Genomic DNA, 16,610 nt, shown 5'->3' on the forward strand with positions numbered 1-16,610 from the left:
CTTGCACGGACATGGCCCGCTTCCCGACGGAAGGTGGCGCTTTCGTATGCAAGCTAGACGGATACAGCCGGAGGGAATTTATAGGGGGTGCGAGGTGAGCGTTATGAGCAGAATCTACGGCAGCTGTTATCTAACGTTAATAATAATCATTTGCCTTTGAAACATTTTATCATCAATATGCCTGCCTTGCCGTTACAGGAACCCTTGACGTTCCGACACCACTGGCCGAAGGAAGGTACCCACATGCAGGAACATGCAAGCGTCGAGCACATCATTGAATCAGGCGCCTCGTCGCTGTTACGCGCTTTGATCGAGCATCGACGCACACTGGTGAAGACCGCTGCACGCATTACCGGCTGCCCCAGCCGTGCCGAGGACGTGGTGCAAGACGCCTTCCTCAGGCTGGCCGGGATCGGCCGCGTCGACCTGCCGCTCAAGGCGCAGATCAGCTACGTATTCAGGATCGTGCGCAACCTGGCGATTGACCACTACCGCAAACAAATGCTGGAGCTCAAATATTCCGGCAGCGAGGAAGAAGGCCTGAATGTCGCCATCGTCGGCGCCACCCCAGAGACGGAAAACCTCAACCGCGAGACCCTCGACCACATCGACAGCGCCTTAGGCGAATTGCCGGAACGCACCCGCTATGCCTTCGAGATGTACCGTCTGCATGGCGTCCAGCAAAAAGACATCGCCCGCGAATTGGGGGTGTCACCCACCCTGGTCAACTTTATGATTCGCGACGCCATGGTGCATTGCCGCAAAAGCGTAAACATGGCGCAATAAGTAGACGTAGGTGGGGTGCGGAAATTTAGGCGGCGCGGGCCTAACGTCAAAAGATCGGGGGCAAGCGGAGCGCCGCCCGGCCCCCTCCTACGCGGACGCGGCGGGGGTGATGGGCATCTTCAGGGTTACGCGCAGGCCGTCAGCCTGGTTGTCGAAATGCAGTTCGCACCCGCACCGCTGGACGATCGCTTGCACAATCGCCAGGCCCAGGCCACAGCCTGTACTGTGGTTGCTGCGCCAGAAGCGCTGAGTCAAGTGTTGCAGGTCGGTGCCGGGGATGCCCTGGCCGAAATCGCGCACGGTCAACACGGCGTAGCCAGGCTCGCCGGCCAGGCTCAGGTGCACCGGCTGCTCGCGGGGGCTATGGCGCAGAGCGTTGTCCAATAGGTTGCGTAACGCCGCGATGGCCAGCGCCGAAGGCAGTGCCAGACTGGCGCTGGGTGCATCCGGCGACAGGTGCAATTGCAGGCGTTGGCCATCGCCCTGGCTGGCGTCCTGCATGGCCAAGCGCGCTACCTGTTCGGCATTGCACTCGGCTCCGTCGTCGAAAGACAGGCTGCCTTCGACGCGGGCCAATAGCAGCAATTGCTCCAGGGTGCGGTGCAGGCGGTCGGCGCCCTCTTCGGCATGGGCTAAGGCCTGCTCGCGAGGCTCACCTTCGGTCATCCGGGCCACCTGCAGGTGGGTCTTGATGGCCGTGAGCGGGCTACGCAGTTCGTGGGCCGCGTCGCCGGTCAGGCGCCGCTCGCGCTCGATGGTCTGGCCAATGCGCAAGAATAATTGATTCTGGGTGTCCAACAGCGGTTGCAACTCACTGGGCAAGGCCCGCACGTGCAAAGGTTCGAGGGAGTCGGGGCTGCGCTTGCGCAACGCATCACGCATGCGCTGCAAGGGGGCCAAGCCCTGCCCTACCCCCACCCATAGCACGCCCAGGCTGCCGAACAAGGCGACTAGCACTGGCACCGAGGCGGCCAACAGCACCGAACGATTCAACGCCTCGCGCTCCTGCTGGCGGTCCGCAGTGGTGATGCGCACATCACCGCGCGCCAGGGTGAAACTGCGCCAGTGAGCGCCGTCGATTTCCTGGTCGTGGAAGCCGCTGCGCTGGTCATCCAGGTTCTGTTCGTTGCCATGGCTGCGGGCGAGGATTTCACCGCGCAGGGAACTGACCTGGCAGGCCATGCCGTCGGGGATGCTGAGCTGGTCGGCACTGAAGCGCGAGGCCTCACCATTGAGCGGCAGCGGCGGCAACTGCTCCACCAACCCGGCCACCATGCGCGCCGAGGCCACCAGCCGCTGGTCGAGGGAAAACATCATTTGGCTGCGCAAGTCGCGAAACATCCAGGCCGCCGCCAGGGCCCAGATCATAATAAAGGCACCGCCCAGGATAAGGCTCAGGCGCAGCCGCAGGCTCATGGTTGCACCGGCCCGGCCGGGCCCAGGCGATAACCCAAACCGCGCACCGTTTCGACAATGCCGTTGCCCAGCTTGCGGCGCAGGTGGTGGATGTGCACGTTCAAGGCGTTGCTTTCTACCTCGTCAGCAAAGCCATACACGCTATCTTTCAGTTGCTCGCTGGAGAGCACCCGCCCGCGGTTCTGCAACAGCGCTTGCAGCAGTGCCTGCTCGCGCCGCGACAGGTCCACAGCTTGCTCGCCCAACCAGGTTTCGCGGCTACTGGGGTCGTGGCGCAGCGGGCCATGTTCGATGATATTCACCGCACGCCCGGCCACACGCCTGACCAGCGTGTGCAAGCGCGCGCAGAGCTCACGCAGGTCGAAGGGTTTGAGCAGGTAATCGTCCGCGCCGGCCTGCAGGCCGTCGACTCGGTCGCTGACCGTGTCCCTCGCGGTCAGCAGCAACACCGGTAGGCTTTCACCGCGCTGGCGCAAGCGGCGCAGCAGCTTCAGGCCGTCTTCATCGGGCAAGCCTAGGTCCAGCACCATCACATCGAAGCGTGCCGCCGACAGCATGGCCTGAGCGGCGCCCGCGCTCGCCACGCGGTCGACGGTCAGGCCTTGAGCGGTCAGGCCAGCGACCACGCCGCTGGCAATCAGGTCATCATCTTCGCAGAGCAACACATGCATGGCGGGACTCATGGGCAGGGCAAACAGGCGGCCAACTATGGCCGCGGGTCATTAAGGCATTATTATGCCGCCGTTCGAGCCCAACCGTCTGCCCTTCAGGTATGCATCCAGCTGGCCGTGGTGCCAATGCGAATCACCCCCCCCAGGGCGCTGTAGTCGCCATTGCGGGCCTGCACCAGCGCTTTGATCCGGGTGATCTCTTCGGCCGGCAAGCAAAGCTCGCCACGGGCCATGCGGTTCAGGCCGCGGAACTGGCGGAAATCTTCCAGTCGGGCATCCACCACGGCATTGAGCAGCGCCGGCCCGCCGACATAACTGATGCGCCGCGCATAAGCCTGCATTTCACTGTCGCTGTTAATGGTTTCAAAGGGCCGGTTCAGGTACAGATCACGGTTGTTTTGAAAACGCCGAAAGCTTTCCAGGGAAATATCCCGTAGCAACGGATTATCCGGCAACGAACCAAAGTGGCTGGTGTTGAAGTCCATCATCATGCCCAGGCGTCGGTGCCGTACCAGGTTACCCAACAGCAACTGCCCCGGTGCGACCTCAAAGGCATGGTCACCAAAGGCCGGCTCGCCGGGCTCGGGCGGCAAAATCGTGTCGTCGACATCCATGTACAAGCCCCCTTCATGGTCCAGTAGAGCAAACCGCAGCGTGTCCACGGCGCTGGCGTAATTGAGCGCGTTGCCAGTGCTGCTCGCCTGGTATTGCTCGAAAAAGGGCGTGGTTTGGAAATGCTCGAAAAAAGCCGTGTCCTGCAAGTAGTGCACGGTCAGGCAGGATGGCCGCTGCGCCAGGCTTAGCATGGTTTTGTCGAGGGACCGGGCGTTGTTGATGGCCAGGTACAAGTGGCTGGTGAAAGGTCGCTCACCGCTATCGGCCAGGGTTGCATTGGCGATGACCCGGTTGACGAAACGCTTGGGCATCTGCCGGCCGATCCAGATGAAATGCAAGGCGCGCCTGATCGGCTGGGCGGCCGTGCGCTCGAGCGGCGCCAAAGTCCATGGCCAGCGCACTTGAATACCCAGGCCCTGGAGCGCCTCGTCCATTTGTGCAGGGCTGGGGCGCGGTTCACTGTCGACCTCAGGCAGCAGGCTGAAGCACCCGGTCTCAGGCTGCAGCCGGTAGGCCTTGCCTGGGTAGGTCCGCCATGTGTTCGTCAACGGATCGTAGCGCACCGACTGCGGATAACCTGCTACTTCGATACTGTAGCGCGGTGTTGCGCCACAATGCAGCGGCTCGCGCACCTTGACCCCGCGCAGCACCGTACTTACACCTGGGGTCAGCTCCCAGCGTTGCAGGGCCTGGGCCAAGTGTTCCAGGCTGTTGGGGTCGACCAGGGTAATGCGCGAGCCATCGAGGCCATCGCCCTGAACGTGTACCTCATCGAATAGCCAGCCGTCGTTAGCGAAGTCGTCCAGCGCTCGGCCCTGGCGCAAACGCTGCTCGACGAAGTCTTCCGGGTAACCTTCCCGCGTGGCCATGAAACGGGGGTTGCAATGCAGGTTTTCACGCAGGGATACACTCGGCAAACCGTCGATATCCAGTTCATACATGACAAACGGCCCATCGAACGCCGCCTGGGCGTAATGCACGGCGCCGCGCGGCGTGGCAAACGCGCGCAGGACTGGGCCGCCGAGCATTTTGCGCGCGTAGTCGAACGTGTGGGTGGCGCGCAGGCCTTCGGTCAATGGCAGGGTGGGATCGGCGCCGCGGGGTAATTCTCGGACCTGGTAAACCACCTTTACGTCGCACCTTTCCACCAGCCCCAGGCTATTCCAGTAGCCGCCTTCTGGCATGACAAAGGTGGGCCGTGGTCGCTCCAGGCTGAGCAGCGCAACCTGCTCTGGCACAGGCTCGGCGGGTAGCGGGGGCTCGTCCTGCGTGAGGGTCTCGAACAGGCCGGGTTCTTCCAGGCCGGGGCTTTTGATGAAAATCAGAGGTGCGGTGAACAGCACGGTGATCGCGCTGCCGATGGCCGCGAGGATTGCTTGTCGGCGTTCGCGACGGTCACTGGTTTGCAGGGCGGTCTGGGTGCACAAGGTGATATGGGCGATGCTCGCGCCCACCACGATCAATGCCGCCGGCCAACCGAGCGGCGCCATGCTGTTGGTCAGGCCAATGAACGCGCCGAGGTAGCGAATCCAGAGTTGCCGGCGCAATTGGTCATTGGTGGTGAGCAGGGTGTCGGCCTGACGTTTCATTTCCCAGCGCGCGACTTCGCGCAAATGAAAAAAACCGTCGCCCTCGATTAACGTCGATGCCTGATTGAGCAGGCCCTGATGCTGGCCGCTGGCGTCGTCACGAATCTGCTCAAGGTATTGGGTGAGTTGCCGCGCTTGCTCGGAATCTAGAGCGTTAAAGGCCGAGAAGTGCCGGCTTAGAGTATCTAGGCCACGGGGATCGGCGCATTGGCTGCGGACCCATGCGTACAACGCGCTGTGGTCGGCAAAGCCCAGCAGGCTGCGCTGATCGCCAGGCAGGTAAAGCACCTGGCGGCCCTGCTCATCCACCAGCCGCAATACGTCCCGGGCAACCAAGCCACCAATGCTCAAGGTATGCAGGCTTGCCCCGGCGGCACTCGGCGCAGCGCGGCTAAGTGTATCCACGCTCAGGGGCACGCTTAGCCCATTGGCCAGGCCGCTGTTCAACAGGCTTAGCTCAGCGCCGTTTAACAGGTGGCGTTGCAAGCGCACTTCGGCGAAAAAAGTGGCCCGGGCCAGTGCCACGAAGTGCCCGCCGTGGCGCGTCCAGAATTGCGTCAGCCGTGTGTGATAAAGGTCGCCGAAGTCGACTCGCCAAAAGTCCGCCAATAGATCCGCCGGCAATAGGCGCACCTCATTGCGCTCGTCATAGAGCCCATGCTCGGGGCCATCGGTGTAGAAACCGCCCATGGTTTGCAACGTATCGATGTTGTCCTGGTCGTGGGCGCTAAAGCGGTGCAGTAGCAGTTCCAGCAGGGTCATCGACTGCTGTGGGAGCCCGTGATGTTGCCAACCGCTGAAGGTTCGCGGGCTGCTGATCGCATTTTCGAAGCGGTGCCAATACACCTTGTCGGGGTCCAGGGCGCGTCCGCTGTGCCGTTTGATCAGGGCGGCTGCCTGTTCATGGGCCAGGCTATGCAGGTCGGGGAAACGTTCGACCCACTCGCGGGCGATATCCAGCAATTGCTGGCGGGAAAGGTCGGTTAGGTTGTCGGTCATGGCCTAGGCTCCAAGGGCAAAGCCCAAGCCTGAGCCGCACGGCTACGGCACGCGGGTAGATAACGCTGGAACAAAACATTCAGACGGTTCCGAACCGGCTATTAATCAGTGCTTAACTCCCGGACCAGCATACTGGCCAGCCCTTTTCCTCGGACCATCACCATGTTAAGTCTGAACGTAGGCCCCTTCGCCCTGGCCCTCAATCACCTGTTACTGCTGCTGGCCTTGGTGCTGGCCACCGTAGTGGGCGGCTACAGCGCCCGGCGTGGCCATGGGCAAAACCCTGAGGGCGCCTTGTTCATGCTGTTGCTGGTGGGTGTGTTAGTCGCCCGGATAAGTTTTGTCTGGGCCTATCGCGGCCAATATTGGGCCGACCCGTGGCAGGCCGTCGATCTGCGTGATGGCGGCTTTCTGCTCTGGCCGGGCGTAGCCGCGGCGCTGCTGGGGGGCTGCGTCTACGCCTGGCGCCAGCCCGGCCTGCGCCGCCCTCTGGCCCATGGCGTGCTAGGGGGGCTGACGCTCTGGGGTATGGGCTTGTTGGCCATTCACCTCTATGAGCGCAACACGGCGTTGCCGGACATCGTGATGCACGACGCCGCCGGTCAAGCCGTTGATCTACGCTCGTTGCAAGGCCGCCCGCTGGTCGTCAACCTCTGGGCCACCTGGTGCCCACCCTGCCGGCGCGAGATGCCTGTGCTCATCCAAGCCCAGGCCGCCCGGCCCGATGTGCGCTTCGTGTACGTCAACCAGGGGGAAAGCCCTGCCAGCGTGAACAGCTTTGTCACCGCCGCCGGGTTGCAATTGCAACACGTGCTGTTCGACCCCAGCGGCCAGTTGGGCCAGGCGGTCGGCTCGCGCGCCTTACCGACGACCTTGTTTTACGGCGCCGACGGGCGACTGTTGGGTAACCACCTGGGTGAACTGTCGGCCGCTAGCCTGGACCATGCCCTGGAACTGTTCGAGCCCTAACCGCCTCAGGGCTTGTTGGCGATCACCGCCCCATTGCTGGCGGCGACGACTGCGATACGGAAAGGCTCGAATATCTGGCGCATCACCCCGGCATCGCGTAGCTGCGTCAGGTAGCGGCTGAATTCTTCAGCAGAAATAGGCGCCGCCGGGCGAATCAGGGCGTAGTGGTGGTAGACCTGATCGACGCGCTCAGACATCAGTAGCTCTTGCGCTTCTTGCTGATTACGTTGCATGAAGTCGATCAGGTAGGAGCGCGTCACCAGGGCTACGTCAGCTCGCTTGCGCAGCACCATCAGCAGGTTGCTGTCATGGGAGTAGGTCAAACTGGCATTGAAATGAGTCGCCAGGTACTCGGGGCTAGCGTTGAACTGGGCGAAGGCGTAGTGGTAGCCGCTGAACAGCGCCAGGTGCTTGTCGCTCAGATCGTTGAAATACTGCTGGTCGTGCCCTTCGCGGCGCGCCACGAACACTTCGGCATCTTCCAGGCCGAGGTCCACCGCCACATGACGGATGTTCTCCCAGCCCCAATCAGGATTTTCGAAGATGGCCATATCGACCCGACCGTCTTCGAAGTCGCGAAAACGCCGAGGAATCGAGGTGGGCACGATCACGAAGCGGTAATCGCTTTGAATCCGGTTGAGCTCTTTCACCAACTCGGGTAGCAGCCCGGTATCAGCGCCTTGCTCGGGGCGAATGGTGTAGGGCGGAAAATGCGCGGCGCCAATGCGTACGTCCTGTACGGCCAGCGTGGGCCAGGCAATCAAGGCAGTCCATGCCAGGCAAATGAATTGCAACGCCGCCCGTAATGGCGTGGACATGACAACCTCGGTACGGTAGGAAACTGAATGCCGCTAAGCTAGGCGTTTTAACGTTATTAAACAACATGAATATTGTGGGAAAGCGACCTCCCATCGGCGACGGGGGCTCTCCATTCAGGCTTCACACGCGAGGTTACAACCCGCCTTGCGTCGGAGAGATCCGAACCTTTGCTTATTCGCTACGCTCTAGTTTCACAACGCATTGCACATTTGGAGCCTGCTATGCCGTACTGGCTGGTGATAGACCTCGAAGCCACCACCGATGAAGGGGGGTGGCCGGTACACGACATGGAAATCATCGAGATCGGCGCCAGCCTGGTGAACCCTCAAGGCTATGAGGTCGACCATTTCCAGCGTTTTGTACGGCCCCGGCGCCGGCCCTGCCTGACTACTTTTTGCCGGCAACTCACGCACATCAGCCAGCAAAATGTCGATAACGCTGAAAGCTTCGCCCACGTCTGGCCAGCCTTCGAACGCTGGCTCAACCACCATCGCGATCATCTGCAGGGCTGGGTGAGCTGGGGGGACTACGACCGCCAGCAGTTGTTGTTGGAATGGCAGCGCCACCAACTCAGCAGCCTGCTCGCAGACGTGCAACACATCAACCTCAAACAGCGCTTCGCCAAAGCGCGCCAGCTGCAACGCCCCCTCGGGCTCAACGGTGCGCTGCAATTGGCTGGCCTGCAATTCAATGGGCAACAGCACCGCGCCCTGGAAGATGCACGCAATACTGCTCGGCTATTGCCCCTGGCCTTGCCAGGGTAAGGTTTATAAAGCGGATGACGGCTTCGGGGCGCTTGGGCATACTGGCCAGCCATTTTTTCCCCTTTTTAGGAGTCGCCCATGTTTAAAGTCAATGAATACTTCGACGGCACGGTCAAGTCGATTGCCTTTACTGGCGCCGAGGGGCCAGCCACGGTTGGCGTAATGGCGCCTGGTGAATATGAGTTTGGCACCGCCCAGCGGGAAATCATGCATGTGGTTTCGGGCGCATTGACGGTCAAGCTGCCCGATGGCGACGGTTGGGAAGAATTTGCCGCTGGCAGCCAGTTCAATGTGCCGGCCAATAGCAAGTTTCAGCTTAAGGTCGCGGTTGAAACGGCTTACCTGTGCGAATACCGCGGGTAGGAGGGGGCTCGCCCCCGATCTTTTTGCTTAATCGGGGGTTGGCTGCAAGATCAAAAGATCGGGGCCGAGGCCCCTCCTACGGGGTCCGTGCTTCGTGCTCTGGGTTGAATTGCAATGCTGCCAGGCGTGCATAGAGCGGGTTTTCAGACACCAGCTGGCGGTGGGTGCCCACCGCGATAACTCTGCCCTGCTCCACTACGGCGATTCGGTCGGCGTTCTGCACCGTCGCCAGGCGGTGGGCGATCACCAGGGTGGTACGGCCCTGCATTAAGGTCGGCAGGGCTTGTTGGATCAAATGTTCGCTTTGCGCGTCGAGGGCACTGGTGGCTTCGTCGAGCAATAGAATGGGCGCGTCTACCAGCAAGGCGCGGGCAATCGCCAAGCGCTGGCGTTGGCCTCCCGATAGTCCAAGGCCCGCTTCTCCCAGACGCGTTTGATAACCCTGGGGCAGTTGCTCGATAAATTCATGGGCGTGGGCAATGCGCGCCGCTTGCCGCACCTGCTCGTCGCTGGCCTGGAGTTGGCCATAGCGCAGATTGTCCTCCACGCTGCCCACGAATAGCGCCGGGTTCTGCGAGACCAGGGCGAAATGTCGGCGCAGGTCTTGTGGGTCAAGCTGGCGCAAGTCGTAGCCATCGATAAGAATCTGCCCCTGCTGCGGGTCGTAAAAACGCAGTAACAGGTCGAACAAGGTGGATTTACCGGCCCCCGAGGGCCCCACCAGGGCCACCGTTTCCCCCGCTTCGATGGTCAGGCTGAGGTTATCGATGGCCCGCGGCGTAGGTCGCGACGGATAGGCGAACGACACGCCCTGCAATTGCAGGCGCCCGGTCGCCCGAGCCGGCAGTGCTTGCAAGGCCGCAACGGGCGGCTGGACTTCACTGCGCGCCTGCAACAGCTCGGCGATACGTTCAGCGGCGCCCGCTGCGCGTTGCAGCTCACCGATGACCTCACTGAGGGTGCCAAAGGCGCCGCCCACCACCAGGCTGTAGAACACGAATGCCGCCAATTCGCCCCCCGAAATGCGCCCGGCGATTACATCCATGCCGCCCACCCAGAGCATCACCCCCACCGCGCCCAACACCAGCACGATCACCAGGGTAATCAACCAGGCACGCTGAACGATGCGCAGGCGCGCTGTGGTGAATGCCTGCTCGACGGCCAGGGCAAAGCGGCGACGGTCTTCGCCTTGGTGGTTATAGGCTTGTACGGTTTTGATCTGGCCAAGGGTCTCGGCGACGTAACTGCCCACGTCGGCAATCCGGTCTTGGCTTTGGCGCGACAGCCCGCGGACGCGGCGGCCGAATACCAGGATCGGCGCCAGTACCAAAGGCAAGGCGAGGACTACGATGCCGGTCAATTTAGGGTTGGTGACAAACAGCAGAACGATGCCGCCGATGACCATCAGGGCATTGCGCAGAAACAGCGACAAGGACGAGCCGATGACCGATTGCAGCAAGGTGGTATCGGTGGTCAGGCGCGACTGAATTTCCGAAGCGCGGTTGTTCTCGTAAAAACCGGGGTGCAGTTGGATGAGGTGGTCGAACACCGCGCGGCGGATGTCGGCGACGCAACGCTCGCCGATCCACGACACCAGATAAAAACGGGTAAAAGTCCCCGCTGCCAGGGCCACGACCAACACCATGAACACCCCGATGGACTGGTTGAGCAGATGCGGTGAGCGAGTCATAAAGCCTTGGTCTACCAGCAGGCGAATACCCTGCCCCATGGACAAGGTAATGCCCGCCGTGATCACCAAGGCCAGCAAGGCGCCCAGGCTCTGCCAACGGTAGGGCCGGATAAAGCGCCACGCCAGGCGCAGGCCGCGGCGCTGAGTCGATGAGAGGATATTCAAGGGGGTCCGCCTGTCTGCCATGGAGCGTCCAGCCTACACCAACGGAACTCACCCGCCTGGCAAAAGTCTGCAGAACACTAGCCACTCGTTTAATAGGGAGACGGACCATGACCGACCATGACCAGCCAGCACAACCGTTGGCCGTACCGAAGATTCGCCCCGAAGACCCTGTGGGCGGCGCACTGATCGACGAAAAGGGCAAAGAGGTGCCGATCACCGAAACCATGGTGCGCGAAGCCTGCTCGAAACTGGAAAAAGACAAGCTTCAAGGCCTTTAACGGGGGGAGCGCACGCCCTGCTAGGCTACTCGGCAGCCTAACGCCTGCAGCATGGCCCGCAGATCCGCCGCGGGCCCCTGCACACTTACAGGCAGACCTTCGATTTCCCGGCGCAGCGGGTAGTGCTTGCGCAGCGCATCGAAGGCTAACCGCTGTTGCGCGGGGTCAGGGCAGAGGCTGCGGCGAAAGTCGGCATCGTCGCGCCGGGGGTCATAGACACTGCGGCATAAGGTCGACAGTGCCCAGTCCAGCCCGGCATCTGCGTGCAGGCTAAGCCCCGCCAACCAGGGCGCGGGTAGCAAGTCCGCCAAATCTACCTCGGCTTGGAAACCAAAAGCGCGACAGAAAGCCTGGTAGATCTGCGCAGTGCCGCGTTGCTTGCCGTCCAGGCTGTGCCCGGCGATATGCGGTGTGGCGATTACGCAGAGTTCGGCCAAGTCGGCATCCACCTGCGGCTCATGCTCCCAAACGTCCAGCACGGCCTGCAGGTCATCACGGGCCAGGAGCAATTGGCGCAGGGCCAGGTTATCAACGATGGGCCCGCGGGCGGCGTTGATCAGCCAGGCGCCCGGGCGCAAGCGCGCCAGGCGCTCGCGGTCGAGCAGGTGCCAGGTGCGGTGTTCGCCTTCACGGGTCAAAGGCGTGTGCAGGCTGATGACATCGCACTGCTCCAGCACTTCATCCAGGCTCACGTAACCCGCGCCGGGCTGCGCCGCTTCAAGCTGAGGGTCGCACACCCGCACGTCCCAACCCAGGCCGCGCAATACCTTGACCAAACGCCCCCCCACCTGCCCGGCCCCGACCACACCGTAACGCCGCTGGCTAAGCGCGCAGCCCTCCAGCTCAGCGAGGGTCAGCAAGCTGCCCAGCACGTAGTCCACCACCCCGCGAGCATTGCAACCGGGCGCGCTGGCCCACTGGATCCCGGCCTCGGCAAAGTAGTCGAGGTCCAGGTGGTCGGTACCGATGGTGCAGGTGCCGACAAAGCGTACCGCGCTGCCCGTCAATAACGCCCGATCGACCTGGCTGATGGAGCGCACCAGCAGAACGTCGGCGTCTTTGACCATGGCCCGGTCGAGACCGCGCCCCGGCACCCGGCGAATCTCACCGAAGCTTTGGAAGAACGGCTCTAGCAAGGGGATATTGTCGTCGGCAACGATTAGCATGGTGGGCTCCGTCAAGGGCGCGCCGGTAGGGCCGCCAGGGCTGGATCATTGGGCTTTTTTGCGAATCCAGTACAGATAGGTGCCGGCGTCTTCCCGCTGCTCGACCAATTGGTGGTCCAGGAATACGCAGAACTTGGGAATGTCGCGCTGGGTCGACGGGTCGGTGGCGATCACCTTCAGCAAGCCGCCGGCTTTCAGGTCGCGGATGTGTTGATGCAGCATCATCACCGGCTCCGGGCAGTTAAGGCCGGTGGCGTCGAGGATAGCGTCCTCAGTCATACAGGGGCTCCAAAATAAAGAGTGCAGGTGCACAGGCTGGCGGTTACAAGCGGCGCAGGTGGCAGGTGACTTCTTCGCGGTCATGGTACAGCTGCTTGCAGCCAATCGAGACCTTGATGCCGCGAGCCTTGAAACCGTCAGCGATACGCTCGAGCAGGCGCCGCACTTCGGCGTAGCGCTGCTTCATGGGCAGTTTCAGGTTGACCACGGCTTCGCGACACAGACCCTCGCCCAGCCAGGTTTCCAACAGCGCCGCGTTACGCGCGGGTTTCTCGACGATGTCACACACCATCCAGTCCACCGGCGGCTTGGGCTTGTAGGTAAAACCGTCGGCCATCAAGTGGGTCACTAGGCCCGTGTCCATCAGGCTTTCAGCCATGGGGCCGTTGTCGATGGCGGTCACCAGCATGCCACGGCGCACCAGTTGGTAGGTCCAACCGCCCGGCGCCGCACCCAGGTCAACCCCGGTCATGTCGCTGGACAAGCGCTCATCCCATTGCGCCCGCGGAATGAAATGGTGCCAGGCTTCTTCCAGCTTCAAGGTGGAGCGGCTGGGCGCTTCGCGGGGGAACTTCAAGCGGGGAATGCCCATGGGCCACATGGCCAGGTTACCGGCTTCAGCCATACCTAGAAACACTTCGCGGCCACTTTTGAAGGTCAGCAACAGGCATGGCAAAGCTGCGTCGTCTTTGAGCTTGCCCGCAGCCAACAGGGCCTTGCGCAAGGGCGCCTCGAACTTCTTGCAAAAGTTCGACAGCTCTTTGCCATCGTTGGTGTCGAGCACTTCCAGCCAGAGGCTACCGAATACAGGGTAATCCGCCAGTTGCGCCAATAGCACGCTGATGCGGTCGGTCTCGGGCAGCTCGACGAAGCGCCCCCGGGCCCACTGGCGAGGGAAGATCAGGTCCTGAAAGCGTACCCCGCGCATCAAGCGTGCCGGGCCGTCGCTGTCGTGGCAGATGAACTCCGCGCAGGCGCTGGCCGGCTTGGCTTTGGCGTAGCCCGGTACATCGAGACGCGCCGCCTGTTCGGCGATTTCCGAGCAGACTTCACCTTCAAAGCCAGGGCGGCAATGTAAGAACAGAGTTTTCATAACTAAAGGTTCATTGCCGAGGGGCTGAATCGGCGCATGATAAAGGAAATCGGAACCCCAGACATGCAAGGAAGTCCAGAGAATACAACCAGAGACGCCAGGCCCGTGCCGTGCGGGCCAGTAAAGGAGCTGATTTATGCCCTCTTTAGATAGCCTGAACACCCTTAAAACGCTTCAAGTCGACGATCAGCAATACCATTACTTCAGCTTGCCCGAGGCCGCCAAACGCCTGGGCGACCTGCAAGCGCTGCCCATGTCCCTGAAAGTGCTGTTGGAAAACCTGCTGCGCTGGGAAGACGGCGAAACCGTTAATTCTGGCGACATCAAAGCCCTCGCCGACTGGCTGGTGGAGCGCCGCTCCGACCGTGAAATCCAATACCGCCCAGCGCGGGTGCTGATGCAGGACTTTACCGGGGTACCCGCCGTGGTCGACTTGGCCGCCATGCGCGCCGCCGTGGCCAAGGCCGGCGGCGACCCGCAAAGGATCAACCCGCTGTCCCCCGTGGACTTGGTGATCGACCACTCAGTGATGGTCGACCACTACGGCGACCGCGCCGCCTTCGGCGAGAACGTCGATATCGAGATGCAACGTAACGGCGAGCGCTATGCGTTTTTGCGCTGGGGCCAGAATGCCTTCGACAATTTCAGCGTAGTCCCACCCGGTACGGGCATCTGCCACCAGGTCAACCTGGAATACCTCGGCCGCACGGTGTGGACCAAACAAGCGGACGGCCGCACCTACGCCTTCCCTGATACCCTGGTGGGCACCGACTCCCACACCACCATGATCAACGGCCTCGGGGTGCTCGGCTGGGGCGTTGGCGGTATCGAGGCGGAAGCGGCCATGTTGGGCCAACCGGTGTCGATGCTGATCCCCGAAGTCATCGGCTTTAAACTCACCGGCCAGTTGCGCGAAGGCATCACGGCTACCGACTTGGTGCTGACCGTTACGCAAATGCTGCGCAAGAAGGGCGTGGTGGGTAAGTTCGTCGAATTCTATGGCGACGGCCTGGCCACCCTGCCCCTGGCCGACCGTGCCACCCTGGCCAATATGGCGCCAGAATATGGCGCCACCTGCGGGTTCTTCCCGGTGGACGATGTCACCTTGGATTACCTGCGCCTGTCCGGGCGCCCCGACGCCACCGTCAAGCTGGTCGAAGCCTATTGCAAGGCCCAGGGCCTGTGGCGGCTGCCGGGTCAGGAGCCGGTGTTCACCGACAGCCTGGGCCTGGACATGAGTGAAGTGGAAGCCAGCCTGGCCGGGCCCAAACGCCCCCAGGACCGGGTGCCTTTGCCCAAAGTCGCTGGGGCGTTCGATGAATTCCTCGGCCTACAGCTCAAGCCGTCGAACAAAGACGAAGGCCGCCTGGAAAGCGAGGGCGGCGGTGGTGTGGCGGTAGGTAACGCAGACCAAACAGGCCAGGCGCAGTACACCTGGAAAGGTCAGACCTACAACCTCGCCCACGGCGCGGTGGTCATTGCTGCGATCACCTCCTGCACCAACACCTCCAACCCTAGCGTGATGATGGCCGCCGGGCTGGTGGCTAAAAAAGCTGTGGAAAAAGGCCTGACCGTCAAGCCTTGGGTCAAGACGTCCCTGGCCCCCGGCTCGAAAGTGGTGACCGATTACTACAAGGCTGCGGGCCTGACCGAATACCTCGACACCCTCGGGTTTGACCTGGTCGGTTACGGCTGCACCACCTGCATTGGTAACTCGGGGCCGTTGGACGAGCCCATTGAAAAAGCTATCCAGCAGGCAGATTTGACCGTGGCGTCGGTGCTATCGGGTAACCGTAACTTCGAAGGCCGTGTGCACCCACTGGTCAAGACCAACTGGCTGGCCTCGCCGCCCCTGGTGGTGGCCTATGCCCTGGCCGGTAGCGTGCGCATCGATATCAGCCAAGAACCCTTAGGCACTGGCAGTGACGGCCAGCCGGTGTACCTGCGCGACATCTGGCCGAGCCAGGCCGAGGTTGCCGCGGCCGTTGGCCAAGTCAGCACGGCGATGTTCCATAAGGAATACGCCGAAGTGTTCGCCGGCGACGCGCAGTGGCAAGCGATCGAAGTGCCCCAGGCAGCCACCTATGTGTGGCAGGACGATTCCACCTATATTCAACACCCGCCGTTCTTCGAGGACATCGCCGGGCCCCTGCCGACCATCACCGATGTCAAAGGCGCGCGCGCCCTGGCGCTGCTGGGCGACTCGGTGACCACCGACCATATCTCCCCGGCCGGCAACATCAAAGCCGACAGCCCGGCCGGCCGCTACCTGCGCGATAAAGGCGTAGAGGCCCGAGACTTCAACTCCTACGGCTCGCGCCGGGGTAACCATGAAGTGATGATGCGCGGCACCTTCGCCAACATCCGTATCCGCAATGAAATGCTCGGCGGCGAAGAAGGCGGCAACACGCTGCATATTCCGACTGGGGAAAAACTGGCGATTTACGACGCGGCCATGCGTTACCAAGCCGAGGGCACGCCCCTGGTGATTATCGCAGGCCAGGAATACGGCACCGGCTCCAGCCGCGACTGGGCAGCCAAGGGCACCAACCTGCTGGGCGTCAAAGCGGTGATCGCGGAAAGCTTCGAACGTATCCACCGTTCCAACCTGGTGGGCATGGGCGTACTACCGTTGCAATTCACCGCGGGTCAAAGCCGCAAAAGCCTGGGGCTGACGGGGCACGAGCAGTTCGATATTTCCGGCCTGAGCGATGCCAACATTCGCCCTGGCATGCCGCTGACGCTGCATATCACCCACCAGGACGGCCGCCAGGAAGACGTGCCGTTGCTGTGCCGTATCGACACGTTGAATGAGGTCGAATACTTCAAGGCGGGGGGAATTCTGCATTATGTGTTGCGGCAGTTGATTGCGTCTTAACGGACATAGATCAAGAGCTCGGGGGCAAGCCCCCTCCTACGAATCCAGCGCCTGGCGTCCCGTAGGAGGG

General features: G+C 62.1%; 14 protein-coding genes. 6 read left to right on the plus strand and 8 right to left on the minus strand.

Annotated elements, in window-relative coordinates; translation table 11 throughout:
• Positions 1 to 243: 243 nt before the first annotated feature.
• Complete coding sequence (locus tag QCL65_RS17300) at positions 244 to 786, plus strand: RNA polymerase factor sigma-70 (protein WP_407310838.1); 543 nt, start codon at positions 244 to 246, stop codon at positions 784 to 786.
• An 87-nt stretch (positions 787 to 873) separates the two neighbouring features.
• Here the strand turns inward: QCL65_RS17300 and QCL65_RS17305 are convergent, their stop codons facing one another.
• The 3 genes from QCL65_RS17305 to QCL65_RS17315 form a co-directional block, all read right to left on the minus strand.
• A complete protein-coding gene (locus tag QCL65_RS17305) occupies positions 874 to 2,202 on the minus strand; it encodes an ATP-binding protein (protein WP_407310840.1) in 1,329 nt (442 codons plus the stop codon).
• Positions 2,199 to 2,873, minus strand: a complete 675-nt coding sequence (locus QCL65_RS17310; RefSeq protein WP_407310842.1) for a response regulator — start codon at positions 2,871 to 2,873, stop codon at positions 2,199 to 2,201. Before QCL65_RS17310 ends, QCL65_RS17305 begins: the two co-directional genes overlap by 4 nt.
• A 95-nt stretch (positions 2,874 to 2,968) precedes the next feature.
• Positions 2,969 to 6,076, minus strand: a complete 3,108-nt coding sequence (locus QCL65_RS17315; protein WP_407310844.1) for a dermonecrotic toxin domain-containing protein — start codon at positions 6,074 to 6,076, stop codon at positions 2,969 to 2,971.
• Positions 6,077 to 6,238: 162 nt separating this feature from the next.
• On the opposite strand from QCL65_RS17315, the gene QCL65_RS17320 reads away from it, so the two are divergent.
• Entirely contained in the window at positions 6,239 to 7,045 is an 807-nt protein-coding gene (locus QCL65_RS17320) for a prolipoprotein diacylglyceryl transferase family protein (RefSeq protein WP_407310846.1), read from the plus strand.
• Positions 7,046 to 7,050: 5 nt separating this feature from the next.
• On the opposite strand, the gene QCL65_RS17325 is transcribed toward QCL65_RS17320, so the two are convergent.
• Positions 7,051 to 7,863 (minus strand): substrate-binding periplasmic protein, encoded by an 813-nt coding sequence (locus QCL65_RS17325; RefSeq protein WP_407310848.1) that lies wholly within the window; start codon positions 7,861 to 7,863, stop codon positions 7,051 to 7,053.
• 222 nt (positions 7,864 to 8,085) lie between these two features.
• Between QCL65_RS17325 and QCL65_RS17330 the strand changes: the two genes are divergently transcribed.
• The gene (locus tag QCL65_RS17330; RefSeq protein ID WP_407310850.1) at positions 8,086 to 8,628 is read left to right on the plus strand and encodes an exonuclease domain-containing protein; all 543 of its coding nucleotides are present in this window, start codon (positions 8,086 to 8,088) and stop codon (positions 8,626 to 8,628) included.
• Positions 8,629 to 8,706: 78 nt separating this feature from the next.
• Positions 8,707 to 8,991 carry a pyrimidine/purine nucleoside phosphorylase gene (locus QCL65_RS17335; protein ID WP_407310852.1) on the plus strand — a complete coding sequence of 95 codons (285 nt, stop codon included), beginning with the start codon at positions 8,707 to 8,709 and terminating at the stop codon, positions 8,989 to 8,991.
• A gap of 76 nt (positions 8,992 to 9,067) precedes the next feature.
• On the opposite strand, the gene QCL65_RS17340 is transcribed toward QCL65_RS17335, so the two are convergent.
• Positions 9,068 to 10,840 (minus strand): ABC transporter transmembrane domain-containing protein, encoded by a 1,773-nt coding sequence (locus QCL65_RS17340; RefSeq protein WP_407316903.1) that lies wholly within the window; start codon positions 10,838 to 10,840, stop codon positions 9,068 to 9,070.
• Between the two features lie 113 nt (positions 10,841 to 10,953).
• On the opposite strand from QCL65_RS17340, the gene QCL65_RS17345 reads away from it, so the two are divergent.
• Entirely contained in the window at positions 10,954 to 11,124 is a 171-nt protein-coding gene (locus tag QCL65_RS17345) for a PA1571 family protein (protein ID WP_407310854.1), read from the plus strand.
• A 20-nt stretch (positions 11,125 to 11,144) separates the two neighbouring features.
• Here QCL65_RS17345 and pdxB read toward each other — a convergent pair whose 3' ends face one another.
• The 3 genes from pdxB to rlmM are packed head-to-tail and all read right to left on the minus strand — an operon-like array spanning position 11,145 to position 13,662.
• The gene (gene pdxB / locus QCL65_RS17350; protein WP_407310856.1) at positions 11,145 to 12,290 is read right to left on the minus strand and encodes a 4-phosphoerythronate dehydrogenase PdxB; all 1,146 of its coding nucleotides are present in this window, start codon (positions 12,288 to 12,290) and stop codon (positions 11,145 to 11,147) included.
• A 45-nt stretch (positions 12,291 to 12,335) separates the two neighbouring features.
• Entirely contained in the window at positions 12,336 to 12,569 is a 234-nt protein-coding gene (gene tusA, locus QCL65_RS17355; protein WP_407310858.1) for a sulfurtransferase TusA, read from the minus strand.
• A gap of 43 nt (positions 12,570 to 12,612) precedes the next feature.
• A complete protein-coding gene (gene rlmM / locus QCL65_RS17360) occupies positions 12,613 to 13,662 on the minus strand; it encodes a 23S rRNA (cytidine(2498)-2'-O)-methyltransferase RlmM (RefSeq protein ID WP_407310860.1) in 1,050 nt (349 codons plus the stop codon).
• A 136-nt stretch (positions 13,663 to 13,798) separates the two neighbouring features.
• Between rlmM and acnA the strand changes: the two genes are divergently transcribed.
• Entirely contained in the window at positions 13,799 to 16,540 is a 2,742-nt protein-coding gene (gene acnA, locus QCL65_RS17365; RefSeq protein ID WP_407310862.1) for an aconitate hydratase AcnA, read from the plus strand.
• Positions 16,541 to 16,610: the final 70 nt, after the last annotated feature.

The organism is Pseudomonas sp. nanlin1, assembly GCF_045571515.1.
Taxonomy (GTDB): domain Bacteria; phylum Pseudomonadota; class Gammaproteobacteria; order Pseudomonadales; family Pseudomonadaceae; genus Aquipseudomonas.

Coding starts and splice junctions, on each gene's coding strand:
- QCL65_RS17320 (WP_407310846.1), top strand. CDS start 6,239: ATGTTAAGTCTGAACGTAGGCCCCTTCGCCCTGGCCCTCAATCACCTG.
- QCL65_RS17335 (WP_407310852.1), top strand. CDS start 8,707: ATGTTTAAAGTCAATGAATACTTCGACGGCACGGTCAAGTCGATTGCC.
- QCL65_RS17300 (WP_407310838.1), top strand. CDS start 244: ATGCAGGAACATGCAAGCGTCGAGCACATCATTGAATCAGGCGCCTCG.
- QCL65_RS17330 (WP_407310850.1), top strand. CDS start 8,086: ATGCCGTACTGGCTGGTGATAGACCTCGAAGCCACCACCGATGAAGGG.
- rlmM (WP_407310860.1), bottom strand. CDS start 13,662: ATGAAAACTCTGTTCTTACATTGCCGCCCTGGCTTTGAAGGTGAAGTC.
- QCL65_RS17345 (WP_407310854.1), top strand. CDS start 10,954: ATGACCGACCATGACCAGCCAGCACAACCGTTGGCCGTACCGAAGATT.
- QCL65_RS17325 (WP_407310848.1), bottom strand. CDS start 7,863: ATGTCCACGCCATTACGGGCGGCGTTGCAATTCATTTGCCTGGCATGG.
- QCL65_RS17305 (WP_407310840.1), bottom strand. CDS start 2,202: ATGAGCCTGCGGCTGCGCCTGAGCCTTATCCTGGGCGGTGCCTTTATT.
- acnA (WP_407310862.1), top strand. CDS start 13,799: ATGCCCTCTTTAGATAGCCTGAACACCCTTAAAACGCTTCAAGTCGAC.
- QCL65_RS17310 (WP_407310842.1), bottom strand. CDS start 2,873: ATGCATGTGTTGCTCTGCGAAGATGATGACCTGATTGCCAGCGGCGTG.
- pdxB (WP_407310856.1), bottom strand. CDS start 12,290: ATGCTAATCGTTGCCGACGACAATATCCCCTTGCTAGAGCCGTTCTTC.
- tusA (WP_407310858.1), bottom strand. CDS start 12,569: ATGACTGAGGACGCTATCCTCGACGCCACCGGCCTTAACTGCCCGGAG.
- QCL65_RS17315 (WP_407310844.1), bottom strand. CDS start 6,076: ATGACCGACAACCTAACCGACCTTTCCCGCCAGCAATTGCTGGATATC.